Below are 22,809 nucleotides of genomic sequence, written 5' to 3'. Positions count from 1 at the left end.
GTGCTCAGCGCCGCTGTGCGCCAACCGATGCGGTATCGCCCTCCAAGTCGTCCAGGATGGCCTGCTGCGCCTTGGGTGGAAGGGTGTGCAACATCTCGCGCACACGAGCGCGGCGACGCTCGACGGCCTTGCGCACCGGCATGCCGGGAGTGGCAACCACCTGCGGCGGCACCCCCTCGACGTCATCCACGCCGCCCGCGTGTTGGCCGGCGTCGACCATCGCCTGCTCCTCGGCCATGGTCGCCTCGTCCTTCTCCTCGGACATGCCGATCGGTCCGATGCGGCGGCCGTTGAGGAACTGTCCCACCACCGGTTCGTCGCTGGTCAGCAGCATCTCGCGCGGACCGAACATCACCAGCTTGTGCCGGAACAGCATGCCGATGTTGTCGGGCACGGTGCGAGCCACGTTGATGTTGTGGGTCACGATCAGGATCGTGGCGTCGGTCTGCGCGTTGATGTCGATGAGCAGCTGGCACAGGTAGGCGGTGCGGACGGGGTCCAGTCCGGAGTCGGGCTCGTCACAGAGGATGATCTCCGGGTCGAGGACCAGCGAGCGGGCCAGTCCGGCGCGCTTTTTCATACCGCCGGAGATCTCGCCGGGGTACTTGTTTTCGTCGCCTTGCAGCCCCACCAGCTCGAGCTTCTCCATGACGATGTCGCGGATCTCGCGTTCGGTCTTGTTGGTGTGCTCCCGCAACGGGAATGCGGTGTTGTCGTACAAGTTCATCGAGCCGAACAGCGCGCCGTCCTGGAACATGACGCCGAACAGCCTGCGGATCTCGTACAGCTCCCTGGCCGTGCTCTGCATGATGTCGACACCGTCGACGACGATCGAGCCGCGCTCCGGGCGCAGCAGCCCGATCAGCGACTTCAAAAACACCGATTTGCCGGTTCCCGACGGGCCGATCAGCCCGCTCACCTCCCCAGCCGGGATGTCCAGCGTGACGTCTTCCCACACTCGGGCGGCCCCGAACGACTTGGTCAACCCCCGGACCGAAATTCCGATGCCCATGTGCGACCTCCAGTTGATCGTGCAATTCTGCGGTCGATGGTTTTTGAGACGGAATAACCGGTTGACCGCCGCGAAAAACCCGTGAGCTGGAGATTCCCTGATTGAAGTCCGACAGCGGACGCGAGGCCGCTCAGGCCTGGCGGGCCGCCTCCGCCGCGAGCTGCACCCGCGACGTCAGGCCGAGTTTGGCGTAGACGTGGGTGAGGTGGGACTGAACGGTGCGCGGTGAAACAAACAGCCTTGTGGCGATGTCGTTGTTGCCGAGCCCCTCGCTGACGAGTCTTACGACGTCGCGCTCGGCTGGCGTGAGCGACGCCCAGCCGCTGGCGGGCCGTTTGCGTTCGCCGCGCCCGCGCCGCGCGTAGGCGATCGCCTCCCCGGTGGACAGCGCGGCGCCCTCGGCCCAGGCGGAGTCAAAGTCCTTCTCCCCCAACGCTGCTCGCAGCGCCGCCACAGAGTCCTCGTAGCCGGCGTCGAAGACCTTGAAGCGCACGGTGCCCATGCGCTGACGGCTGGCGCGCGCCGCGCCGAAGAGGCGGGTGGCCCCGCGGTGGCTGCCGGTGTCGCCGGCCAGCACACCGAGGCACTCCAAAATGTCGGGGACCAAGAGGTATGCCTCGATCTCGGCGGCGATTGCGAGCGCGTCGTGGGCGTCGCGTTCGGCCAGCTCCGGCTCGCCTTGCGCGATCGCTACGCGGCTGCGTGTGGTCAGGGCCGACATCAACCAAAAGCCGGAAGCCGTCGCGATCGTGTCGTCGGCCCGACGGCGCGCAGCGATCAAATCCCCGGCCGCCAGCGCGGTTTCCGCACCCATGGCGCGGCGCCCCTCCAAATGAACACTCAGCTCAGGCGCGGCCTCGGTTGCGTCCCGCGCTGTCGCAGCATCGCCGACAGCCAAGGCCGCGACAGCCAACGTGACGTAGGCGACGCCCGCTTTGAGCCGACCCAGCTCGACAGCGGCTTCGACGGCGGCGTCGGCGGCGGCGCGGGCCGCATCCGCGTCGCCCTTATGCGCGAGTGCAACGCCCAGGTATGCGAGGCTGTCCCCCCTGAAGACATGGTCGTGGGCAGCCTCAGCCTCGGCAGCGACCTCGCGAAACTGCGCTACGGCTCCAGCCAGATCGCCCTGCCAAAGCTGCGTGATTCCGCGGCCGCAGCGGCACCGGCGCGAGGTCCACCGGTCACCGATCGCATCGGCAAGGTCGAGTCCTTCTTCGGCGGCCGCGCGCCCCGCGATCGGGTCACCCGCCACGATTGCCCCGGCCGCCTGCGAGGCCAGGATCTGGCTAAGACTCCACCGATCGCCCGACGCCCGGGCCGGGCCGATCGCTTCCGCGAAGTATCTCCGGGCCGCCTCTGGATTGGTGTAGGCGGCTACGTACCCGCAGGCGCTCAGCGACCGCGCCAGCAGCGAGGGGTCGTCGACCTCGAGCGCGAGCGCCAGAGCCTGCTGAGCCTGATCCAAAGTGTCGGGCTCGCCCATCCAGGTGGCGAGCAAGGCTCGGTCGGCGAGCGCGCTCGCCCGCACCGCGCCCGCCACCTCCGGACACGGCGCGTTGTCGCCGGTGAGGGCGGCGTTGAACCAGGCCAGCCCTTCCCGGAGGCGGCCACGTCCCTGCCACAGCGGCTGGAGTGACGACGCCAGCGCCAACGCCGGCTCGAGATCGAACTTTTCGCGACTCCACCCGAACGCGGCGCGCAGGTTGTCGATCTCGGTTTCGGCCTGCTCGAGATGCTGCTCGTAATCACTGCCCGCTGGCGCGTCGAGCAGAGCCGCCATCGCCGTGTAGTGATCGCGGTGGCGCGTCCGCACGGCATCGGCCTCGCCGGACTCCCCGAGCTTTTCCTGCGCGTACTGGCGCACCGTCTCCAAGAGCTGATAGCGCGTTCGGCTGCCGCTCTCGTCCGCCACCACCAGAGACTTGTCCACCAACAGGCTGAGTTGATCGAGCACTTGGTAGCGCTGGATCTCGCCGCCGGCGGCGACTGCCTGGGCGGAGTCGAGGTCGAAGCCACCCGAGAATGCCGCCAGCCGGCGGAATAGGACCCGCTCCGGCTCGGTGAGCAACGCGTGCGACCAATCCACCGACGCGCGCAGCGTCTGCTGGCGGCGCACCGCGGTGCGCGACCCGCCGGTCAGCAGCCTGAAGCGGTCGTGCAAGCTGCCGAGGATCTCGGGCAGCGACAACGCCCGTACACGTGCCGCCGCCAGCTCAATTGCCAGCGGCATCCCGTCGAGACGCTGACAGATCTCGGCAACAACGGCGGCACTGTCGTCGGTGAGGGCGAAACCGGTGTGGCCCAGACGCGCACGGTCGGCGAACAACTCGATGGCTTCGTCGGCCACCGATAACGACGGCACTCGCCACGTCGCCTCGCCACCCACGCCGAGCGGTTCACGACTGGTGGCCAGCAGGCTCAGCCCCGGTGTCGCACTCAAGAGAGCGACAACCATTTCCGCGCACGCGTCCAGCAGGTGCTCGCAATTGTCCAGCACCATCAGCAGCTGGCGATCGCGAACGAAGTGCAGCACTGTGTCCATCGTCGATCGGCCGGGCTGGTCGGGCAGCCCCAGCGCGCGGGCCACCGTCACCGGCACCAGCTCGGGGTCGGTGATCGGCGCCAGATCCACATACCAAACACCATCGCCGTACTCGGCCACCGACTGGCTCGCGACTTCCACGGCCAGGCGCGTCTTGCCTACCCCGCCCGCCCCGGTCAGGGTGACGAGCCGGTCCTCCGACGACAGCTTGCGGACCTCGGTCACCTGTAGGCGGCGGCCCACAAACCGGGTGAACTGCGACGGAAGATTGTGCGCGGCAATGCTTTTTGGCGTGCGCAAGGTCGGAAACTCGGTGCGCAGGTCGGGATGGCACAGCTGCACCACGCGTTCGGGGCGGGCCATACCGCGCAGCTCGTGGGTGCCCAGATCGATCAGCCACGCATCGGGCGGCAGCGTGTCGACCACGAGCGCCTCGGTCACACCCGACAACACCGTCTGCCCGCCACGGGCCAAATCACGCAGCCGCGCCGTGCGATTCATGGCCGGACCGATGTAGTTGCCCTCGCCACGCAACACCACCTCGCCGGTATGCACCCCAATCCGCAAACCGATCGGAGCCAACGGCGCCCGCTGCAAACCCAGCGCGCACGCCACCGCATCACTGGCCCGCGCGAAGGCCACCACAAAGCTGTCGCCCTCACCCTGCTCCACCGGGCGCATCCCACCATGGGCGGCCAGCAGCTGCGACAACACCTCATCCAGCCGCGCGAACGCCGCGGTCATCTGCTCGGGCTGGGACTCCCACAACCCGGTCGAGTTCTCCACATCAGCCAACAGCAGCGTTACTGTGCCCGTCGGCAAAAGCCCGCTCACACCAAGATCGCTCCACTCCACCAGCGGTGCATCCGCGCGTGGATCAATCTCGCTCATGCTAGCCAGCATGCGGCCCACAGGCGCAATAAAACATCAGCGAAAACGCGTACGTCTAGCCGCTGCGCACGCGGACTTCTTCCGGCTCAGGTCCGCTTGCGGTCCGTGTCCTTGCTGGGCTGCACCCGCTTCGGCTCGCCCGGCATCTTCGGGTAGTTCGGCGGATAGGGCATGTCGCCCAGTCCGCGCTTCTCGTCGGCGTCGGCCATCTCCAGCAACGGCGCGATCGACTGGGCCACGTCGTCGATGCCGGCCCACGGATCGGACCGGCGCCGCACCAGGTCGGGCACGGTCGCCATGGTGTAGTCGTCGGGATCGGCGCCGGCCAGCTCGTCCCACGTCAGCGGCGTCGACACCGTCGCGATCGGCGTGCGCCGCACCGAATACGGCGAGGCCATGGTGCGGTCCCGGGCGTTCTGGTTGAAGTCGATGAAGATCCGCTCGCCGCGCTCCTCCTTCCACCACGAGGTGGTCACGGCGTCGGGCGCACGGCGCTCCACCTCGCGGGCCAGCGCGATGCCCGCCCGGCGCACCTCGACGAAGTCCCAGTCGGTCGCGACGCGCAGGAACACGTGCACCCCACGCCCGCCCGAGGTCTTCGGGTAGCCGACCAGGCCGAGTTCGTCGAGCAGCGGCCGCAGCACATCGACGGCGACCGCGCGCGCCTGCTGAAAACCGGTGCCGGGCTGCGGATCCAGGTCGATGCGCAACTCGTCGGGATGGTCGACGTCCGGGCAGCGCACCTGCCACGGATGCAGCGTGATGGTGCCCATCTGCGCCGCCCACACGATCGCCGACGGGTGGGTCACCTTCAGCGCGTCGGCGGAGCGTCCCGACGGGAACGTCACCCGGCAGGTCTCCAGGTAGTCGGGATGGTGCTGCGGTACCCGCTTCTGGTAGATCTCCTCGCCGTCGATGCCGTCCGGGAAACGCTGCAGATGGGTGGGCCGGTCGCGCAGCGCGGTCAGCATCGGCCCGCCCGCCACGGCCCGGTAGTACTCGACGAGCCGCCGCTTGGTCCCTTCCGACCCCAGCGCGGGGAAATAAACCTTGTCGGGGTTGGTCAGCCGCACGGCGATGCCGTCGACGTCGATTTCCTCCGCTGCAACAGCCACCCGATGATTCCAGCACAATGACCTCATGCACTTGCCCGTCATGCCGCCGGTGTCGCCGATGCTGGCCAAGCCGGTGCGATCGATCCCCGCGGACGCGTCGTACGAACCCAAGTGGGACGGCTTCAGGTCGATCTGCTTTCGCGACGGCGACGAGGTCGAGCTGGGCAGCCGCAACGAGCGCCCGATGACGCGCTATTTCCCCGAGCTGGTCGCGGCGGTGCGAGCCGAACTACCGCAACGCTGCGTGATCGACGGCGAGATCGTCGTCGCGAGCGACCACGGCCTGGACTTCGAGGCGCTGCAGCAGCGGATCCATCCGGCCGATTCGCGGGTGCGGATGCTGGCCGAGAAGACGCCGGCCGCGTTCATCGCGTTCGACCTGCTCGCACTCGGCGATGACGACTACACCGGGCGCCCGTTCCACGAGCGGCGCGCCGCCCTCGTCGACGCCTTGGCGGGCTCCGGGCCGTCGATTCATCTCACGCCGGCGACCACCGACCCGGATACCGCGCAACGATGGTTTGAGGAGTTCGAGGGCGCCGGGCTCGACGGCGTCATCGCCAAGCCGTTGACCGTCACGTATCAGCCGGACAAGCGCGTCATGTTCAAGATCAAGCACGAGCGGACCGCCGACTGCGTCGTCGCCGGCTATCGGGTACACAAGTCGGGCGGCGAAGCGATCGGCTCGCTGCTGCTCGGGCTTTACACCGACGACGGGCAGCTCGCCTCGGTCGGCGTGATCGGCGCCTTGGCGATGGCCGAACGGCGACGGCTGTTCGCCGAATTGCAGGCGCTGGTAACCGGTTTCGAGGGGCACCCGTGGAACTGGGCCGCGCACGAGGCCGGCGAACGCACGCCGCGCAAGAACGAATTCTCGCGCTGGAACGCCGGCAAGGATCTCTCGTTCGTGCCGCTACGACCCGAGCGGGTGGTCGAGGTCCGCTACGACCACATGGAAGGCCCGCGGTTCCGGCACACCGCCCAGTTCAGCCGGTGGCGACCCGACCGTGACCCCCGCTCGTGCACCTACGCGCAGCTCGAGCAGCCGGTGACGTTCCGCCTCGGCGACATCGTGCCCGGCCTCGGGCCGGCCTAGATGGTGGCGACCCGCCGCGCCCGGCTGCGCCGCGCTTGCGATCGCCACGCGTCCGATCAGGCGTGAGGGCAGAAGATCCCGAGGATCTGCTGGCAGTTGTCTCTGTTGATCAGGCCCGGCCCCGCCGGCGGGGGTGGCGGGGGCGGACTGTCGCCCTCGAAAATCATGTTGGCAACGTTGCCCTGCCCCGGATACACGTACCAGTAGGTGTGGCAGACATTCGCGTCCCAACGTACGGGGTCGACCCGAAGGTTGCCCGTCTGCACGGGGGGATCCCCGGGGCACCAGTGGCAGGGCCCCTGCGGGTGATCGTTCGGGCAGCCGGGCCAGGCGTTCAGCGGCACGGGGCCGGGGTGCGCGTGGGCGGTTGCTGCGGTCGGGCCAAGGCCGGCCACGCCGATACCGCCGGCCACCAACGCCGTCGTCGCGGCCCGCGCGATTCGTCGTGTCATGGAACGAACGTTGCTCATCGTTGTCCTTTCCGATGGTGGGGGCCCTGGTGGGCCGGGTTGCTGTGCAATTCGACATCGCCCGCGTTGCTACCGGTCCCAACTTCAGTTCGCCGAGCCGAAAGCTACCGCCGATCACTTGCGAATTTCTTGCGAATTAAGCTGTCGTGATGCTGAATATCGCCGCGCTGTTCGTGGCCGGCAGTGCCGCGCTGGACGACAACGGCGCGATCTATGCCACCGGCATACCCACGACGTGGTATCGGGTCGACCAAATCCCCTTGCTGGCAATTGTTCCGATCGTCCTCGTGGTGCACGCGCGGTCCGGTGGTGACTACGACGCGGAACTGCACGTCGTGTGCAAAGATCCCGCGTGGGAGCCATGCGGCAGCCTCGAGGCGTCGTGGCACTGGCCGGACGATGGCGACCGACCGTCCAAGTACCGGTGCTTCACCGAAAACCTGAGCTTCCCGGTCGAGGCCGAAGGCGAGTACACCATCGGCGCCTATTACGATCCGCACGGAAAAATCGAGATGGCCACGCCCGTACCGGTTTCGATCGCGTTGGCCGCGGCCGGCCGAGCCGGCGAGGTCCCCGAGGCCGCCGAAGCGGACGGTTAGTCGGCGTTTATCCGGGCCTTTCAGCGGGCACGCGGAAAACCATGTCCGTAACAGCGTTCAAGGATCTGCCGCTGGCCGACCGCGACCGCCCGTGGGACGGCGCCGCCGCCGAAAAGCGGGTGCGCAAGTGGGCCGGTGCCCGGGACAAACCGAACCAGAAATACCGGGACGCCCACATCTGGTACGACAGCGGCAAAAAGGACAACTTCACGGCATACAAGCTGCTGTTCGCCGACGTGATCGGCGGCGAACTCAAAGCGGTGCCGCGGGGGGTGATGATTGCGGGCGCGATCATGGACGGCGCTCGCGGCGGTATCGATTTGCCCAGGGCAGACGTCGCCCGCGTCAAAAGCCACCTGGCGAAGTACTACAAGAAGATGGGCGAAAGCGCGCCGTGGGAGCGCGGCTGATCAGACCGCGACCATCAGCTCCGATAGGCCGCGCAGCGTGACGTTGGCCTTGTAGTGCGGTTCACCGGCCAGCCGCGCACGGGGGAAGCGTGCCGTGACCGCCGACAGGGCCGCGCCGGCCTCCAGCCGCGCCAGCGGTGCGCCCAGGCAATAGTGAATTCCGCGGCCAAATCCCAAGTGCCGCAGGGTCCCCCGGTCCGGGTCGAAGCTGTCGGGCCGGTCGAACTCGGCGGGATCACGCTGGGCCGCGGCGAGCAGGACCATCATGATGTCGCCCGCGGGCATGTCGACGTCACCGATCGTCATGTCCGCCGCCGCGACCCGCCCGGCCAGTTGCACGGGTGGGTCGTAGCGCAGCGTCTCCTCCACGATCGCCGGAGCCCGGGCCGGGTCGGCGCCCAGGGCCATCCAGTGCTCGGGGTGGCGCAGCATGGCAAAGATCGCATTGCCGATCAGGTTCACCGTGGTCTCATGTCCGGCGATCAAAAGCAGATTGCAGGTGGAGACGATCTCCTCCTCGGTCAGCTGATCGCCGGACTCCTCCACCGCGACCAGGCCCGATAACAGGTCGTCGCCCGGCTCTGACCGCCGCCGCTCGATCAAGTCGTGGAGATAGCCGCGCAGCCCCCGCACCGCCTGCATTCGCTCATTCACAACGTCCGGCGGGACACCGGTGATCGTCGAGAACGGGTCCAGCGCCTGCGCCAGCACCGCCGACGCCTGGCTGAATTGCGGCTCGTCGTCGAGCGGCACGCCGAGCAGCCGGCAGATCACCGCCACGGGCAGCGGATAGGCGAAATCCTCGACGACGTCGAACTCGCCCTTCTCGGCGATCCGATCAAGCAGTCCGTCCACCAGCGCAACGATTTCGGGTTGCAGCGCGTTCACCACTTTCGGCGAAAACGCCTTGGCGACCAGCTTGCGTAGCCGGGTGTGATCGGGTGGATCGAGGAACAAAAACCCCGGCGGGAACGGCCGGGGCTGCAACAATCCCGCCTCGAGCTGGCGCTTCGCGACCGTGGACTTCATGTTGCTGCTGCTCGACGACGGATGCCGCAACACCTCGTCGCAGTCTCGGTACGCCGAGAAAACCGTGAGGTTGGTCTGCGGCAGTCGCAGCGGACCGCGGTCACGAAACTGTGCCAGCAGCGGATACGGGTCGGCGCGGTTGGCCGGGTCGATCAGCTGCAGCAACAGCCCCTGCGATTCGGCTTGGGCGGTCGTCATGCTCACATTCTGCCCGCACCGGCGGTCGGCTCAGCGCCGCAGAAACTCCACGATGTGGTTGGCCAGTTCCTCGCCGGCATCCTCCTGCAGAAAGTGCCCGGCGCCGCGGATCGTCGGGTGGTCGACACCCTGGGCGCCGCGCATCTCGCGCCGAAAAATCGCGGCCATTGGCCCGGTGATGGGGTCGCTGTCGCTGAACGCCACCAGCATGGGCGTCGGGCTCACGGACAGCTTGGCCCACGCCGCCTTGTTGGCCGCCGCGGCGGGGTCGTCCGGTGTGGTGGGCACCAGCCCGGGCATCGCCCGTGGCCCCGCGCAGTACTCGTCATCGGGAAACGGCGCGTTATACGCCGCGCACACCCCGTGGCTCAGCTGCTGGATACATCCGCCCTGCACGAACCACCCGATGTTGAGGTCCGGCATGATGTCGATGGCCTTACGGAAATGCCACCAGTCCTCGGCCATCGGCTGCTCGCCGTTCGGCAGACCGGTGTTGGCGACGACCAGCCGGGCGAACCGCTCCGGATGCTCGGCCGCCAACCGCAATCCGATCAGCCCGCCCCAGTCCTGGCCCACCAGGGTCACGTCGCGAAGGCCCAGGACGTCGAAGGCGACGGCGCGCATCCACTCGACGTGGCGCGCATAGCTGTGGTCTTCGCGGCGGGTCGGCTTGTCCGAGCGACCGAAGCCGACGAGGTCGGGGCAGATGACGCGGTGCCCGGCGGACACCAGTATCGGAATCATCTTGCGGTACAGGTACGACCAGGACGGCTCGCCGTGCAGCATCAGAACCGGGTCGGCATCCCGCGGCCCGTCCTCCACCCAGGCGACCCGCAGCGCACCGCCCTCGCCGTCCGGTATCTCGCAATACCTTGGCGCATAAGGGAAGTCGGGCACGTCGTCGAATCGGTCGTCGGGGGTGCGGAGCGTCTGCATATTTCAAGTCCCTTCGTCCAATCCCGCCAGCGCCGGATCGGCCAGCAACCGATCGAGGAAAGGGCGCTGACCCTTGAGCAGCTTCGCGCGTGCCCGCGCCACCGTAAACCAGCCAACCCGGTCGACCTCGGGAAACTCCCGCATCCGGCCCGAGCCCCTGGGCCACTCCATGTCGAAGGTGTTGCTGCGCGCGTCGGTGACGTCGAGATCGGCCGCGACGGCGAACGCGGTGATCACCTTGCCGCTCGGTTGTTTCAGCGCGCCGAGGTCGACGCGCGGCCCGGCCGGCACCGGCATCCCGAGTTCCTCATGGAACTCGCGCTGCGCGACGGCCCAGGGATCCTCGCCGTCGGCATACTCGCCCTTGGGAATCGACCAGGCGCCATCGTCTTTGCGTGCCCAGAACGGGCCACCCGGGTGTGCGATCAGGACCTCGACGACGCCGTCGACGATCCGGTACACCAGCACGCCCGCGCTGAGCGTCGGCATCGACCGTCAGACCCCGACGGCGCGTTCCAGATCCTTGAGCGACGACTCCAAGTGCGCGAGCAGGCGCTGCAGGTGCGGAACGCTGCGACGGCACCCGACCAGACCGAAATCGAGATTGCCGGCGTTGCTGACCAGGGTGATGTTCAGCGCCTGTCCGTCCAGGATGGCCGACAGCGGGTAGTTGCCGTCGAGCCGCGCACCCCCGCAGTACAGCTGCTCCTGGGGACCCGGCACGTTCGATATGACGAGGTTGAACGGCGGCGACGTGGAGTTCACCCAACCCGGGACCGCGGCCAGGGCCAGCGAGCCCATGTTCATCGCCGACAGCGCCAGCGCCTGGATCCGGGGCAATTCGGAAAACACCTTCTTGTTGCTGCGCATCGACTCGCTGACGGCCTGGAGCCGCTCCGCGGGGTCGTCGGCGTCGGTGGCCAGGTTGCACAGGATCGCGCCGACGAGGTTGCCGCCGGCGTCGGCCTCGTCCTCGCGACGCAGACTCACCGGGACCATCGCGACCAGGGGCGTGTCCGGCAGCGCGTTCTGCTCGAGCAGGTAGTAGCGCAGCGCACCCGAGCACATGGCCAGGACGACGTCGTTGAGAGTCACCCCCGCGGCCCGCTTGACGCTCTTGATGCGGTCCACCGACCAGGACTGGGCGGCACAGCGGCGGGCGCCCCCGATCTTGACGTTCAGCATGGTGCGCGGGGCGCCGAACGGCAACGTCACCTGCTGTTCAAACAGGGCGGCGCGGGCCAGCGACACCGTCGAAGGACCAAGCGCCGCAACCGATCCCGCCGTCCGGAGCAGTGAGCCCACCCGGGAGGTGGGGCTGGACTTGCGCTTGGGTTTCGCCAGGCTCCACGGCGCGCGAATCTCGGGGTCATCGGGATCGTTCGACAGTGCGCGCTGCATCAGCTTCTGCGCCGAGACGCCGTCGATCAGCGCGTGATGCATCTTGCAGTACATGGCGAACCGGCCGTCCTTCAGCCCCTCCACTACATAGAGCTCCCACAGCGGGCGGTGGCGATCGAGGAGGCTGGTGTGCAGCCGGGAGGTCAGCTCCAGCAGTTCGCGCACCCGGCCCGGTGAGGCCAGCGCCGAGCGCCGAACGTGGTAGTCGACGTCGACCTCGTCGTCATAGGCCCACGCCATTGGGGTTATCCCGCCCATGATCGTCGCGGGGTGCTTGCGAAATGTGGGCTGGAATTCGTCGCTGGAGATCAGCGCGTCCGTGAACTCCCGGACGAAGTCGGGACCGGCGCCCGGGGGTGGCTCGTATAACTGCAAGCCGCCGACGTGCATAGGGTGTTCACGGGATTCCCCCAGCAGGAAGACCGCGTCGGTGGGCATCATCAGTTCCATCCACCAATTAGACCCCGAACGGCTCGCGACGCGAAGCGCTCTCAGAACATCGCCGCCGACCCGACCTCGGGATGGCCGCGCATGAACTCGACGAGCCGATCGACGTAGCTGCGGAACGGCGGCGCCTCGATGCCGCTGCCGGCGAGGTCGGCGCGGCAATGGTCGGTCAAATAGGTGGTGGGGTGGGCGAAGTAGTCGACCGCCTCGGGCGGGATCCGCATCAGGCGGTAGAGCCCCGGCACGTGCGCCAGGGACGCCCTGGCCAGCTTGCGCGGCAACGGCACCTTGATGAGTTGCCGGCCCGTCGCCTCGGCGAGCGCCTCCGCGATCTCCTCGACGGTGAGCGGGCGCGGATCCGCCAATTGATAGGTTCGGCCCTCGGAGGCGGGAAGGCCGCTCAAGTACCCGACCGCATCGACGACGAAGTCGCGCGGCACCACGTTCACCCGCGTCGCCGTCGGGTCGCCGGCCAGCGGTAGGAGCGCGCGGCGTGGCTGCCGCAACAGCCACTGCATGACGAAGTAGGGTCCGTCGAACTTCTGCGTCTCACCGGTGCGGCTGTCACCGACGACGATTGCGGGGCGATAGACCGTGGCCGGCATGCCGGCGGCCATGTGCCGGCGGACCTCCGCCTCGGCGAGGTTCTTGGTCTCCTCGTAGTAGTTGTTGAACGGAGCGCCGACTTCGAGGTCTTCCTCGCCGAACGGGCCGGCGTAGCGGCCGCTGACGTAGCACGTGCTGAAGTAGTGCAGTCGCGTCAACATGGGGCAGCGTTCGAGCGTATCCAGGACGTTCCGCGTGCCGTCGACGTTGACCCGGACCGCCACGTCGCGGCGCACGGCCAGGTCGTAGGCGGCGGCCAGGTGCCACGCCTCGGTGACCCCGGTGAGCGCATCCGCCGCGAGGCCCAGACCAGGCTGCGTGATGTCACCCTCGACCACCGCGATCCGGCCCTCCAGGAACGGATCGGCACCGCTCAGTTCAGCCACGCGCCGCTCCGCGAGCGGCGCGAACTTGGGCTGCACCAAGCAGATTGCTGAGCTGTCAACGCGTTTGAGGATTCCCGGCAGCAGTGCGCTGCCGAGAAAGCCGGGAAATCCGGTCATCAATACAGTCATGGGCGCACCTCTAACTCACTCGAGGGCTGACGGTATCGATGACCGCGGTGGTTCGAACGAGTCTTTTGACCCACCATGGCCGCCATTGGTCCCCGGCTGCGGGGAATTGTGGCTCTGCCGCGGCGCCCCATGGGCGCGCGAGCATGACCGCATTGGACTGCAGCGCAGGAGTGAACATGGCCGGCGACGAAGTGGCCCCGCACGAGGTGGCCAAGTGGGACCCCACCTTCACCGAGCTTCTGATCAATGCGGTGACGCCCGTGATCAACCGATGGTTCCGGCCGGAGGTGCGGGGCTTGGAAACCTTCCCCTCGGCCGGCGGCGCCTTGTTGGTGTCCAACCATTCCGGTGGCGTGCTGACACCCGACTGGAACGTCTTGGCCCCAGCGCTCTACGGCAGATTCGGCTACGACCGCCCGCTGTACACCCTCGCCCACTATGGCGTGTTCTTCACGCCGTTTCGCGCGGCCTTGGGCCGCCTCGGCGTCATTCATGCCAGCCGGAAAAACGCCGGCGAGGTGTTGCGCTCGGGCGGAGTCGTGCTGGCATTTCCGGGCGGCGACTATGACGCGTTCCGACCGACGCTGAGCCAGAACGTCATCGACTTCGGCGGCCGTACCGGATATGTGCGGACCGCAATCGAAGCGGGCGTGCCGATCGTGCCCGCCGTGTCAATCGGTGGTCAGGAGACGCAGCTATTCCTCACCCGGGGCAATTGGCTCGCGAAGCGGCTGCGATTCAAGCGCTTTCGGATTGAGATCCTCCCGGTGACTATCGGTTTCCCCTTCGGTATGACAGTCTTCTTCCCCGCCAACATGCCGTTGCCGGCCAAGATCGTCTATCGGGTGCTGGAGCCGATCGATGTCGCCGCGAGGTTCGGTGAGGATCCCGACGTCGATGAGGTCGACGCCTACGTGCGCTCGGTCATGCAGGCCGCCCTCGACGCGCTGGGCCGCGAGCGCCGTCTCCCGATCCTTGGCTAAGCGAGCGGCCACTCCGGCGTGGCGATCTGACCGTTACCGGAGCGGCTCGATCCCCGCGTTGGAAATGGTGAATCCGCGGCCGGACGTGACCTTGCAGGTGATGCCACTTTCTTCCGACCGGCAGCTGAAGGGACCCATCCAAGCGGTTTGGCCGTAGGGCAGGGTGGGCGTGCCCTCCCCCGCGTTGCCGAGGCAGGACTCCCCCGCGCAGCTCTTGAAGGTTCCGTCGGTGGACAGCCGCGCGGACTGCGGCGGCGAGGTGGACTGGCAATAGGTTTCGTCGGGAACGCCGTTGCGCTGGTAATCCATCTCGCAGCCGATGTTGCCGGACGGGGACAAGAACGAACACCACGTCTGTATGCAGACCGGATTGTCCGCGGCGGCCCGCTGCGTTCCCATGCAGCAGCCAACTGCGACGATCACTGGCGCGGCCCACGTTGCCGCAGCGACTATCCGATGCATGGTGCCTCCCCGAACCATTGACTAACCGGGAAGTTAGCACCGCCGTTGATCAACGTGGGCAGTTTCGGTGGACGAGCGAAGACGGCGCTACAGCAGGTCCGTGATGGTCTTCAGGCCCGCGTCGTACAGCACGCCGGGCAGCATGCCGCCGTCGCATTCGATGGTGGTGCCGTTGACGAAGTCCGCGTCTCCGCTCGCCAGGAACACACAGACCCGGCCCACCTCCGCCGGCTCGCCCGCCCGGCGCAGCGGGACGGCGGCGAAGTACTTCTCGCCGGTCGGGTCGTCCTTCGGCAGGACGAACGACCGGAAATTCTCGGTCATGGTCGGGCCCAGCGCGACGCAGTTGACCCGGACGTTGGGCCCCCATTCCTCGGCCAGCGACCGGGTCAGCTGGTTGAGCCCGCTCTTGGCCGCGCCATAGGAGACCAGCGTGGGCGACCCGGCGGGGTGCCCGGCGCCGCTGGAGATGTTGATGATGCAGCCCACGCCGTCCTGGGTGCTCATCTGCCGGTACGCGCGGATCGCGAACCACAGCGGGCTGATGAGGTTCATCTGGATCGCGTACGCGTGAAACAGCGCCGTGCGCTCATAGTCGTCGTCGCTCGGCGGCGCGCCCTGGATGCGTTGCACGAGTTCGGGAATGCTTTCGGCGTGCGGCGCCGGCACCGTGCCGCCGGCGTTGTTCACCAGGATGTCGATGCGCCCGTGCGCGGCCACGACATCGGCGACGAATGAGTCGATCGAGCGGTAATCGCCTTGGTCGCAAACCTTTTGGTGGGCTCGGGCCGCCCAGTCGGGTTCCGCGTCGACACCCGGGATGGCCGCCAGCGGCGAGCGCGAGCAGCCGATGACCGTGGCGCCCGCGCGTAGCAATTCGTGGGCGATGCCGACGCCCACACCGCGGCTGGTTCCGGTGACGATCGCGATTTTGCCGTCGAGGGCGCCCATCGTCAGGCCTTCCTGTGCGTCATTGACAGTGACTGTCAGCGGGTCATACTGTGCCATTTCAGCCGTCGGCGTGTAAAGGCGGGGCACCTGGGAGGCCACATGAACATCCGCGTCATCCAATGGGCGACAGGAGGTGTCGGCAAGGCCGCCATCGCGTGCGTGCTCAATCATCCGCAGCTGGACCTGGTCGGCTGCTGGGTGCACAGTGCGAGCAAGGACGGCGTGGACGTCGGCGACATCATCGGCACGGCGCCGCTCGGCGTCGCCGCCACCACCAACGTCGACGAGCTGCTGGCCCTGGAGGCGGACTGCGTCGTCTATAGCCCCTTGGTCCCCAACGACGACGAGGTCATCGCGATCTTGCGGTCCGGCAAGAACGTGGTCACCCCGGTCGGCTGGGTGTACCCGGACCCGGGCAATCCCCGCCACCAGGCGGTTGCCGACGCGGCGCTCGAGGGCGGGGTCACCCTGCACGGTTCGGGGATCCACCCCGGGGGCATCACCGAACGGTTCCCGCTCATGGTGTCGTCGCTGTCGTCGGCGGTCACGCACGTGCGCGCCGAGGAGTTCTCCGACATCCGCACCTACAACGCCCCGGACGTCGTGCGCCACATCATGGGATTCGGCGGCACGCCCGAGGAAGCGATGCAAGGCCCCATGGCCAGCCTGCTCGAGGCGGGCTTCAAGCAATCGGTCCGAATGATCGCCGACCACATGGGATTTCGCATCGAACCGAACATACGGACCATCCAAGACGTCGCGGTGGCGACCGCCGACATCGACTACGCCCCTTTCCCGATCACCACGGGAACGGTGGCCGCGCGCCGCTTCCGCTGGCAGGCCCTGGTGGATGGCGAACCGGTCATCACCGCCGCGGTGAACTGGTTGATGGGCGAACAAGACCTGGAGCCGGCCTGGAATTTCGGCGGGCGGGGCGAACGCTTCGAGGTCGAGATCACCGGCGACCCGACCGTGAGCCTCACCTTCAAAGGTCTGCAACCCGAGACGATCGCCGAAGGGCTGGTGAAGAATCCGGGCGTGGTCGCCACGGCCAACCACTGCGTGAACGCCATCCCCGACGTGTGCGCCGCCGCGCCCGGCATCAAGACCTACCTCCAGCTGCCGTTGTTCGCGGGCCGCCCGGCCCCCGATCTTGCGGCGGCGACCCCATGACCGTCGTGGGCGACGTGTCGTTCTGCCACCTCGTCATCGGCGTCACCGACATGGACCGCGCGCTGGCGTTCTACCGCGACGCGCTCGGCATGGACATCGTCTTCGAAACGCTGATCTCCGGCGAGCCCTTCGACGCGGTGTTGCACGCGAAAAGAAATCAGGAGGGCCGGGTGGTCGGCGGCCTGCTGGGCGGGCTGATGGTCGAGTTGCTCTCGCTGGGCGCCAAGCCCACCGCCGACCCACCGGCACGCCGGGCCGGCACCGGGATCCACAACGTCTCGCTGTCCGTCCGCGACCTCGATGACACCCACCGCCGGCTGCACGCGGCGGGCTACACGCCCGACCAGGATCCCTTCGAAATAGGCGGTGTGCGAATGTTTTTCGTCAAGGACCCCGACGGGACGCCGGTCGAGTTCATCGAGCTGCCCAACGGGGTGCGCAGCACCTACGAGATGCACCGGGGCGTGCCGTTGCACATCGGGCCCGCGCGATGACGTATACGCACCCGGCCTCGATGCGCGGGCACGTCGCCATCGTCACCGGCGCCGCGCAGGGCGTCGGCAAGGGCATAGCGGCGGCGCTGCTCGAGCGCGGTGCGTCGGTGCTGCTGGTCGACATTCAGTCCGACGCCCTGAGCGCCACCACCGACGAACTGAGTGCCGCGGGCCCGGTGGAGAAGTTGGTCGCCGACCTGCGCGACCCCGGCAACGCCCCGCGGATCGTGGCCGCCGCCGTCGACGCCTTCGGCACCGTGCACGGGCTGGTCAACAACGCCATCGCCACCAATGAGCCCAAGCCGTTCGTCGATGTCACCACCGAAGACCTGGCACTCGGTTACGACGTTGGCCCCCGCGCGACATTCCTGCTCATGCAGGCCGCCCACCCGGTGATGGTCGCGGCCGGTGGTGGGTCGGTCGTCAACCTCGGCTCGGGTACGGGCACCGGCGGTGAACCGAGGTGGGGCGGTTACGCCGCCGCCAAGGAGGCCATCCGCGGGTTGTCGAAGGTCGCCGCGCTGGAGTGGGGCCGCGACAACATCCGCGTCAACGTCATCTGCCCGTTCGCCGAGTCCGACGGTGTCAAGCTGTGGAAGCAGTTCGCGCCCAACGATTACGCCAAGGCGGTTCGACGCGTGCCGATGAAGCGGATCGGCGACGTCCGCACCGACGTCGGAGCGCTGGTGGCGTTCCTGCTGGGCACCGATGCGACGTTCATCACGGGACAGACCATTCACGTCGACGGTGGCATCGGCTGTTTCCGATGACCGAGGGGTCCCTGCGGGATCGACAGCGCGCTCAGATCCGCGCCGAGATCCGGCGCGCGGCGTTCCGGCTGTTCATCGAGCGCGGCTACGACGCGGTGACCACCGAGGAAATCGCCTCGGCCGCAGGCGTTTCCCCGCGCACTTTTTTCCGCCACGTGCCGACGAAGGAGGACTTGCTGCTGGCTCCCGTGCGGCACGGCGGCGCCGCGATCGTCAACCTGCTCGAACAGCGGCCACCCCGGGAGTCGCCCGATGTCGCGCTGATCAACGCCATCGTCGCGCGGATCCGCTCGTTCGACCAAGCCGACGTCGAGGAGTGGCGAGAAGCCCTGCTGGTCGCCCCCGGCTTGCTCGACAAGGCCACGATCCACACGCCCGCCGACAAAGAACGCGCCGCCAAGCTGGTGGGCGAACGGATGGGCGCCAACCCCGGGGACGACCTCCGGCCCGGCCTGCTGGTCCAACTTGCCTTCGCGGCAGCCGATTTCGCCTTCCAGCAATGGGTGCGGCAATCCGGGGCGCCGCGAACGCTGGATCTCTACGTCACCGAGGCCCTCGAAGCGGTCAAGGGCAACCACTGGAAAAGGAAGTCGATCTCGTGAAGGACAGGTACAAAGTCGCGGTATGGGCCACCGGCGGCGTCGGGAAGTACGCGATCCGAACCGTCACCGACCGTCCCAACCTCGATCTCGTCGGGGTGTGGGTGCACTCGGACAGCAAGAACGGCAAGGACGCCGGCGAACTCGCCGGCATAGCTCCCGTCGGCGTTCTCGCCACCCAAGACGAGTCGACGATCCTCGGCGGCGATGCGGACTGCGTCGTCTACGCGGCGCCTGCCCCACCCCGGATGAAGGAGGCGATCGGCGACCTGTGCCGAATTCTTGCCGCCGGCAAGAACGTGGTGACGACCGCGATACCGGGGCTGGTGTACCCGCGCGGCTCGCTGCCCGAGAAGGTGATCGATGCGATCCGCGGCGCGGCCGACACCGGCGGCAGCTCGTTGTTCTCCAGCGGCATCGAGCCCGGGTTCGGCGCCGACCTGTTCCCGATCGCGCTGATGTCGATGTCGCACAAGGTTTATTCGGTGCGGGGCATCGAAATCACGAACTACTCCGAGTACCCGGCGGAATACGACATGCGCGAGCTGTTCGGATTCGGCCAGCCGCTGGACTACCAAGGCGGCCTGATGAGGCCGGGCGTCCTCCGCTGGGGCTGGGGCGCCGCGGTCACGATGGTGGCCGACGCGCTGGGGGCGCGACTCGACGACATTCGCGAAACGTGCGAGTTTCAGGCCACGCCGCGTGACATTCCCACCGCGTTCGGGCTTGTCGAAGCGGGGACAGTCGGCGCCACCCGGGCGCGCTGCATCGGGGTCGTCGACGGCGTCGACGTCATCACCATCGAGCACGTCGACCGCATCGCCGACGACCTCGCCCCCGACTGGCCCAAGGGACGCACCGGCGGAACCGATGGCATCTGGCGCGTCGTCATCGACGGTGAGCCGAGCTTCGATGCCGAATTCGAAGTCGGGCATCGGCCCGGCGACAGCCACAACGATCACGGCCTGCTGGCAACCGGCATGCGCGCGGTCAACGCCATCCCCAGGGTCTGCGAGGCCGAGCCGGGAATCGTTGACGCACTGCATCTCCCGCTGACCTCACCGGTCGGGGCGCTGCACCCGCGTCGCGACGGGATCTCGGCCTTCTGAGGGCCTCAGAAACCGTCGTTTCCCCCGCCGGAGTCGAACCCGCCGCCGAAGTCCGACCCGCCCGAGTCGAACCCGCCGCCGAAGTCCGATCCGCCGAAGTCGTAGCCGCCGCCCGAGTCGTAGCCGCCGAAACCGGTGTCGCCGCCGCCTGAAGACTGGTAGCCCCCGTCGAAGCCGGCGTCGCCCTGCTGGCTGTCGTAGCCGCCGCTCGGGGCGTAGTCAAAGCTCTGATTCGCCGTCGCCGAATCCCATCCGGCGTCGAAGCCGCGGTCGTAACTGCCGCCCCAATGGTCGTCGAGCATGGCGTCGATCAACAGGACATCGGCGAGGGCCCAACCCCAGCCCGGCCCCCAGAACGCGTACGGGTAGTAACCGGGGTAGAAAAACATCCCGTTGTACATGCCACCGGGGTAGTAGTTCGCATAGCCGGGCTGCGGGGTGGTGCTGTAGTTGTTGTTGTTGATCGTCACGTACTGCCCGGTGTCCGGGTCCTTCGCCCGCACCGTGGCCTGCTTGCGGTCCTGCTCCGGCACCGACGTCACGGCGGAAACGTTGGGCCCCGGGTTCAGCTTGCGGTTCGCTTTGTTCACGGTGGCCTGCACGGCCCGCAGGTGAGCCCGCGCAGCGGTGTAATCGCCCGCCTGGTAGGCCTTTCGGGCGTCGCCCAGACCCGCGTTCGCCTTCAGCGACTCCGCGCTGACGTCGATGTCGGCGTTGGCGATCACCGCGTTGTCGAGATCGGCGACCTCGGATTCGGCGGCGATCAGCTGTCCCTTGATCCACTCGCGCGCCTCGTTGTCCTTGCGGCGCTTGCGGCTTCGGCTCACGGCGAACCAGATCAGGCCGACTACCGCCAGGGCGACGCCGATGACGATCAGCGCCGTCCACAGCGGAGCCAAGCCGGTGTGCCTGGCGCTGCCGACGGGCGAAGTCGTCACCGTGCTACCGGACGCGGCGGTCACACCGGAGAGCTTGCTGACGAAGTCACTGGTCGCGCCGTAGGGGTCGTTGCGGTGCTCCCTGGCCGACTGTCCCAGGAACGGGTCCACGCTGTCCGCGATCACCCTCGGCACGTTGTAGGCGCGCACGTGATAGCCCTTGGCGTCGATGACCAGGATGACGCCGCTGAACCCCGGATCGCGGCCCACGATGATGTTGTGGATGGCGTCCGGCGTCGTCACACCGGTCTGGTCGGGCGCCACCGCGGCCACCCACACCGGCGGGGCGGGGCTCCACGCCCACCTGCTGGTGAGGATCTGCTGGTTCAGCTTGTCGGCGTTTTCCAGCGGCGGCCGGCCCGCGGCGTCCGCCACCACGTGGGTCTGCGCGTTGAACCGGCCCACCACCTGGTCGGTGTAGCCGTCGGCCCAAGCAGACGGCGCGAGCAGCATCGCCAGCGCCGCGAGGAACGGGACCGCGAGGATCCCGCCGAATCGTCGTGTCACGTTTGTCCTGCCTCCATTGTCGGCCGTCGCTCGTGCTGATCGAACCACACGGCGACACCTCGCCGCGCCCGCTGTGCGCGGGGGCGATCAGACGAGCGCGGGCAGGACCTTGTCGGTGAGCAGCTGAACCGACTTCCACGCCTCGTCGACCGGCATCCCACCGACCAGCGGATGCAGGACGAGCGGCCCGTACTGCCGGGACTCTCGCACTTCGGCGACGAGCTGGTCGGGAGTCAGGAACCGGTACCGTCCCGAGGCTTTGACCTCGTCCAGGGTCCGCACGCCGGGCAGGTGCATGAGCGAACGCTCCTCGGCCGACCATCCGCCGTAAGTGACTGCCTCCCAGAGGATGTGCTCACCGAGTTCCGCCCAGGCCCGGTCCGGATCCTCGTGCAGGTAGATCATCCCGCGATTGACCGGGCCGGGCATGAGGATGAGGGGTTTGATGCCGGCCCCCGAACACAGCTCGCGGTAGTAGGCGGCGATCTCGGGCAGGTGGTCGGCCAGGCTGAGCGGCAGCCGAAAACGCGCCGCCCGCCGCGCGGTGGCGCGCGAACCGCCACCGACGTACAGCGGCGGATGCGGCCGCGTCCAGGTACCGGTGCATACTCCCGCGTCGGCGTCGGCACCGGACCAGACGGACAGCATCCGCTCGACCAGGGCGTCCATCAGTGCGCCGCGGCGGGCGAAATCGACCCCGAGCGAGTCATATTCGACCGTGCGGTAGCCCAGGCCCACGGTGGTGTGCAGCCGGCCGCGGCTCATGTTGTCGACGAGCGCGATGTCCTCCGCCAGCCGGACGGGATTCCACAGCGGCCCCAGCGCGCAGTCGACGCTGGCGATCAGCGTCGAGGTGCGCGCCAGGAACATCGACGCCGCCATGATCGGGTTGCAGCTCCACCCGTGCCCGGTCGCGTGATGCTCGTCCACGCTGATCGAGGTGATCCCGTGGGATTCGCCCCACTGCGCCAGTTCCAGCGCGGCCGCGAGCAGTTCGCTCTGCACGCGCGGGTCGCCCTGCGGGGAAGCAAAATTGAAGCGCAGCACGGTCAATAGCACGTCAAACCTCCGGTCAGCCGGCCATCGACTGCAGGAATGCGGGGAAGTCGGGAAAAAGCCCGCGGTCGACGATCTCGATGCGGGTGCCGCAAGCGTCCGTGTAGTAGGCGAACAGCGCGAGATCGGAGCCGGGCGTATCGGCGGTCATCTCCAAGGTAAAGCCGTTGGCCTCCAGCGCCCCGGCGCTCTCGGCCAGGTTGTCGCTGAAGTAACCGAGGTGATGGACGGCGTTGCCGGGCGCGGCAGTCCACGGACTGCCGGGCACCTCTTGCACGAGTTCGACGTGGGGGCTTTGCAGGGAGTAGACGATGGTCGAGGTCAGTTCGCGGACGCCGGCGGCGGTGCGAAAGGGCAGCGTGTAGCTCATCGGAGTGATCCACCGGTAGCCGGCCAGCGCGCTCAGCCTGGCCATCGCCGCGTCGAGGTCGGGCACGACGATGCCGGTATGGTAGAAGTCCTCCGGCCGCAAAGCGAATGTCATTGTGAGTCCTTTGCTT

At 68.0% G+C, this 22,809-nt stretch carries 23 protein-coding genes; 9 read left to right on the top strand and 14 right to left on the bottom strand.

From position 1 onward, the window contains the following. Nucleotides 1-4 precede the first annotated feature (4 nt). The 3 genes from MTAB308_RS17675 to ligD form a co-directional block, all read right to left on the bottom strand. Nucleotides 5-1,012 carry an ABC transporter ATP-binding protein gene (locus MTAB308_RS17675; protein WP_077100845.1) on the bottom strand — a complete coding sequence of 336 codons (1,008 nt, stop codon included), beginning with the start codon at nucleotides 1,010-1,012 and terminating at the stop codon, nucleotides 5-7. Between the two features lie 130 nt (nucleotides 1,013-1,142). Continuing rightward, the gene (locus MTAB308_RS17670; RefSeq protein ID WP_077104474.1) at nucleotides 1,143-4,388 is read right to left on the bottom strand and encodes a LuxR family transcriptional regulator; all 3,246 of its coding nucleotides are present in this window, start codon (nucleotides 4,386-4,388) and stop codon (nucleotides 1,143-1,145) included. A gap of 143 nt (nucleotides 4,389-4,531) precedes the next feature. Then, nucleotides 4,532-5,560, bottom strand: a complete 1,029-nt coding sequence (gene ligD / locus MTAB308_RS17665) for a non-homologous end-joining DNA ligase (protein WP_108637443.1) — start codon at nucleotides 5,558-5,560, stop codon at nucleotides 4,532-4,534. Between the two features lie 25 nt (nucleotides 5,561-5,585). Here ligD and MTAB308_RS17660 point away from each other — a divergent pair, with 25 nt between their 5' ends. After that, nucleotides 5,586-6,656, top strand: a complete 1,071-nt coding sequence (locus MTAB308_RS17660) for an ATP-dependent DNA ligase (protein ID WP_077100843.1) — start codon at nucleotides 5,586-5,588, stop codon at nucleotides 6,654-6,656. A 56-nt stretch (nucleotides 6,657-6,712) separates the two neighbouring features. Here the strand turns inward: MTAB308_RS17660 and MTAB308_RS17655 are convergent, their stop codons facing one another. Then, a complete protein-coding gene (locus tag MTAB308_RS17655) occupies nucleotides 6,713-7,108 on the bottom strand; it encodes a hypothetical protein (protein WP_077100840.1) in 396 nt (131 codons plus the stop codon). A 167-nt stretch (nucleotides 7,109-7,275) separates the two neighbouring features. On the opposite strand from MTAB308_RS17655, the gene MTAB308_RS17650 reads away from it, so the two are divergent. Then, entirely contained in the window at nucleotides 7,276-7,725 is a 450-nt protein-coding gene (locus MTAB308_RS17650; RefSeq protein ID WP_077100838.1) for a hypothetical protein, read from the top strand. Nucleotides 7,726-7,766: 41 nt separating this feature from the next. Then, nucleotides 7,767-8,135: a hypothetical protein gene (locus MTAB308_RS17645; RefSeq protein WP_077100836.1), complete on the top strand. Its 369-nt coding sequence runs from the start codon at nucleotides 7,767-7,769 to the stop codon at nucleotides 8,133-8,135. Here the strand turns inward: MTAB308_RS17645 and MTAB308_RS17640 are convergent, their stop codons facing one another. Genes MTAB308_RS17640 through MTAB308_RS17620 form a run of 5 tightly spaced genes read right to left on the bottom strand, consistent with a single transcriptional unit; the run spans nucleotide 8,136 to nucleotide 13,267 of the window. Beyond that, complete coding sequence (locus MTAB308_RS17640) at nucleotides 8,136-9,362, bottom strand: cytochrome P450 (protein WP_077100834.1); 1,227 nt, start codon at nucleotides 9,360-9,362, stop codon at nucleotides 8,136-8,138. It lies immediately after the preceding gene. A gap of 30 nt (nucleotides 9,363-9,392) precedes the next feature. Continuing rightward, on the bottom strand, nucleotides 9,393-10,298 hold the full coding sequence (locus MTAB308_RS17635; protein ID WP_077100832.1) for a haloalkane dehalogenase: 906 nt from the start codon (nucleotides 10,296-10,298) through the stop codon (nucleotides 9,393-9,395). 3 nt (nucleotides 10,299-10,301) lie between these two features. Beyond that, on the bottom strand, nucleotides 10,302-10,787 hold the full coding sequence (locus tag MTAB308_RS17630; protein WP_077100830.1) for an NUDIX hydrolase: 486 nt from the start codon (nucleotides 10,785-10,787) through the stop codon (nucleotides 10,302-10,304). A gap of 6 nt (nucleotides 10,788-10,793) precedes the next feature. Beyond that, complete coding sequence (locus MTAB308_RS17625; RefSeq protein WP_077100829.1) at nucleotides 10,794-12,149, bottom strand: WS/DGAT/MGAT family O-acyltransferase; 1,356 nt, start codon at nucleotides 12,147-12,149, stop codon at nucleotides 10,794-10,796. Between the two features lie 41 nt (nucleotides 12,150-12,190). Further along, nucleotides 12,191-13,267 carry an SDR family oxidoreductase gene (locus MTAB308_RS17620; RefSeq protein ID WP_077100827.1) on the bottom strand — a complete coding sequence of 359 codons (1,077 nt, stop codon included), beginning with the start codon at nucleotides 13,265-13,267 and terminating at the stop codon, nucleotides 12,191-12,193. 176 nt (nucleotides 13,268-13,443) lie between these two features. Between MTAB308_RS17620 and MTAB308_RS17615 the strand changes: the two genes are divergently transcribed. Next, a complete protein-coding gene (locus MTAB308_RS17615; protein WP_077104470.1) occupies nucleotides 13,444-14,250 on the top strand; it encodes a lysophospholipid acyltransferase family protein in 807 nt (268 codons plus the stop codon). A 33-nt stretch (nucleotides 14,251-14,283) separates the two neighbouring features. Here MTAB308_RS17615 and MTAB308_RS17610 read toward each other — a convergent pair whose 3' ends face one another. Together MTAB308_RS17610 and MTAB308_RS17605 are read right to left on the bottom strand one after the other, a co-directional pair. Next, nucleotides 14,284-14,649, bottom strand: coding sequence for a hypothetical protein (locus MTAB308_RS17610; RefSeq protein WP_077100825.1), 366 nt, complete (start codon nucleotides 14,647-14,649; stop codon nucleotides 14,284-14,286). A gap of 150 nt (nucleotides 14,650-14,799) precedes the next feature. Beyond that, entirely contained in the window at nucleotides 14,800-15,663 is an 864-nt protein-coding gene (locus MTAB308_RS17605) for an SDR family NAD(P)-dependent oxidoreductase (protein WP_077100823.1), read from the bottom strand. A 99-nt stretch (nucleotides 15,664-15,762) separates the two neighbouring features. Between MTAB308_RS17605 and MTAB308_RS17600 the strand changes: the two genes are divergently transcribed. The 5 genes from MTAB308_RS17600 to MTAB308_RS17580 are packed head-to-tail and all read left to right on the top strand — an operon-like array spanning nucleotide 15,763 to nucleotide 19,808. After that, nucleotides 15,763-16,836 (top strand): NAD(P)H-dependent amine dehydrogenase family protein, encoded by a 1,074-nt coding sequence (locus MTAB308_RS17600; protein ID WP_077100820.1) that lies wholly within the window; start codon nucleotides 15,763-15,765, stop codon nucleotides 16,834-16,836. Next, complete coding sequence (locus MTAB308_RS17595) at nucleotides 16,833-17,330, top strand: VOC family protein (RefSeq protein WP_077100818.1); 498 nt, start codon at nucleotides 16,833-16,835, stop codon at nucleotides 17,328-17,330. The genes MTAB308_RS17600 and MTAB308_RS17595 overlap by 4 nt, the downstream gene beginning before the upstream one ends. Further along, entirely contained in the window at nucleotides 17,327-18,100 is a 774-nt protein-coding gene (locus MTAB308_RS17590; RefSeq protein WP_077100816.1) for an SDR family NAD(P)-dependent oxidoreductase, read from the top strand. Before MTAB308_RS17595 ends, MTAB308_RS17590 begins: the two co-directional genes overlap by 4 nt. After that, nucleotides 18,097-18,702: a TetR/AcrR family transcriptional regulator gene (locus tag MTAB308_RS17585; RefSeq protein ID WP_077100814.1), complete on the top strand. Its 606-nt coding sequence runs from the start codon at nucleotides 18,097-18,099 to the stop codon at nucleotides 18,700-18,702. The genes MTAB308_RS17590 and MTAB308_RS17585 overlap by 4 nt, the downstream gene beginning before the upstream one ends. Beyond that, nucleotides 18,699-19,808: an NAD(P)H-dependent amine dehydrogenase family protein gene (locus tag MTAB308_RS17580; RefSeq protein WP_077100812.1), complete on the top strand. Its 1,110-nt coding sequence runs from the start codon at nucleotides 18,699-18,701 to the stop codon at nucleotides 19,806-19,808. The genes MTAB308_RS17585 and MTAB308_RS17580 overlap by 4 nt, the downstream gene beginning before the upstream one ends. Nucleotides 19,809-19,813: 5 nt before the next feature. Here the strand turns inward: MTAB308_RS17580 and MTAB308_RS17575 are convergent, their stop codons facing one another. From MTAB308_RS17575 to MTAB308_RS17565, 3 genes are all read right to left on the bottom strand, one after another. Beyond that, on the bottom strand, nucleotides 19,814-21,253 hold the full coding sequence (locus tag MTAB308_RS17575; protein WP_077100810.1) for a hypothetical protein: 1,440 nt from the start codon (nucleotides 21,251-21,253) through the stop codon (nucleotides 19,814-19,816). A gap of 87 nt (nucleotides 21,254-21,340) precedes the next feature. Next, a complete protein-coding gene (locus MTAB308_RS17570) occupies nucleotides 21,341-22,312 on the bottom strand; it encodes an LLM class flavin-dependent oxidoreductase (protein WP_077100808.1) in 972 nt (323 codons plus the stop codon). A 13-nt stretch (nucleotides 22,313-22,325) separates the two neighbouring features. Then, nucleotides 22,326-22,793, bottom strand: a complete 468-nt coding sequence (locus MTAB308_RS17565; RefSeq protein ID WP_077100806.1) for a VOC family protein — start codon at nucleotides 22,791-22,793, stop codon at nucleotides 22,326-22,328. Between the last annotated feature and the right edge of the window lie 16 nt (nucleotides 22,794-22,809).

This window comes from Mycobacterium terramassiliense (assembly GCF_900157385.1).
Taxonomy (GTDB): domain Bacteria; phylum Actinomycetota; class Actinomycetes; order Mycobacteriales; family Mycobacteriaceae; genus Mycobacterium; species Mycobacterium terramassiliense.
The sequence above is the reverse complement of the archived record's forward strand: the minus strand, read 5'-3'. Positions and strand labels throughout refer to the sequence as shown.

Coding starts and splice junctions, on each gene's coding strand:
- MTAB308_RS17675 (WP_077100845.1), bottom strand. CDS start 1,012: ATGGGCATCGGAATTTCGGTCCGGGGGTTGACCAAGTCGTTCGGGGCC.
- MTAB308_RS17660 (WP_077100843.1), top strand. CDS start 5,586: ATGCACTTGCCCGTCATGCCGCCGGTGTCGCCGATGCTGGCCAAGCCG.
- MTAB308_RS17655 (WP_077100840.1), bottom strand. CDS start 7,108: ATGACACGACGAATCGCGCGGGCCGCGACGACGGCGTTGGTGGCCGGC.
- MTAB308_RS17650 (WP_077100838.1), top strand. CDS start 7,276: ATGCTGAATATCGCCGCGCTGTTCGTGGCCGGCAGTGCCGCGCTGGAC.
- MTAB308_RS17645 (WP_077100836.1), top strand. CDS start 7,767: ATGTCCGTAACAGCGTTCAAGGATCTGCCGCTGGCCGACCGCGACCGC.
- MTAB308_RS17640 (WP_077100834.1), bottom strand. CDS start 9,362: ATGACGACCGCCCAAGCCGAATCGCAGGGGCTGTTGCTGCAGCTGATC.
- MTAB308_RS17635 (WP_077100832.1), bottom strand. CDS start 10,298: ATGCAGACGCTCCGCACCCCCGACGACCGATTCGACGACGTGCCCGAC.
- MTAB308_RS17630 (WP_077100830.1), bottom strand. CDS start 10,787: ATGCCGACGCTCAGCGCGGGCGTGCTGGTGTACCGGATCGTCGACGGC.
- MTAB308_RS17625 (WP_077100829.1), bottom strand. CDS start 12,149: ATGGAACTGATGATGCCCACCGACGCGGTCTTCCTGCTGGGGGAATCC.
- MTAB308_RS17620 (WP_077100827.1), bottom strand. CDS start 13,267: ATGACTGTATTGATGACCGGATTTCCCGGCTTTCTCGGCAGCGCACTG.
- MTAB308_RS17615 (WP_077104470.1), top strand. CDS start 13,444: ATGGCCGGCGACGAAGTGGCCCCGCACGAGGTGGCCAAGTGGGACCCC.
- MTAB308_RS17610 (WP_077100825.1), bottom strand. CDS start 14,649: ATGGGAACGCAGCGGGCCGCCGCGGACAATCCGGTCTGCATACAGACG.
- MTAB308_RS17605 (WP_077100823.1), bottom strand. CDS start 15,663: ATGGGCGCCCTCGACGGCAAAATCGCGATCGTCACCGGAACCAGCCGC.
- MTAB308_RS17600 (WP_077100820.1), top strand. CDS start 15,763: ATGAACATCCGCGTCATCCAATGGGCGACAGGAGGTGTCGGCAAGGCC.
- MTAB308_RS17595 (WP_077100818.1), top strand. CDS start 16,833: ATGACCGTCGTGGGCGACGTGTCGTTCTGCCACCTCGTCATCGGCGTC.
- MTAB308_RS17590 (WP_077100816.1), top strand. CDS start 17,327: ATGACGTATACGCACCCGGCCTCGATGCGCGGGCACGTCGCCATCGTC.
- MTAB308_RS17585 (WP_077100814.1), top strand. CDS start 18,097: ATGACCGAGGGGTCCCTGCGGGATCGACAGCGCGCTCAGATCCGCGCC.
- MTAB308_RS17565 (WP_077100806.1), bottom strand. CDS start 22,793: ATGACATTCGCTTTGCGGCCGGAGGACTTCTACCATACCGGCATCGTC.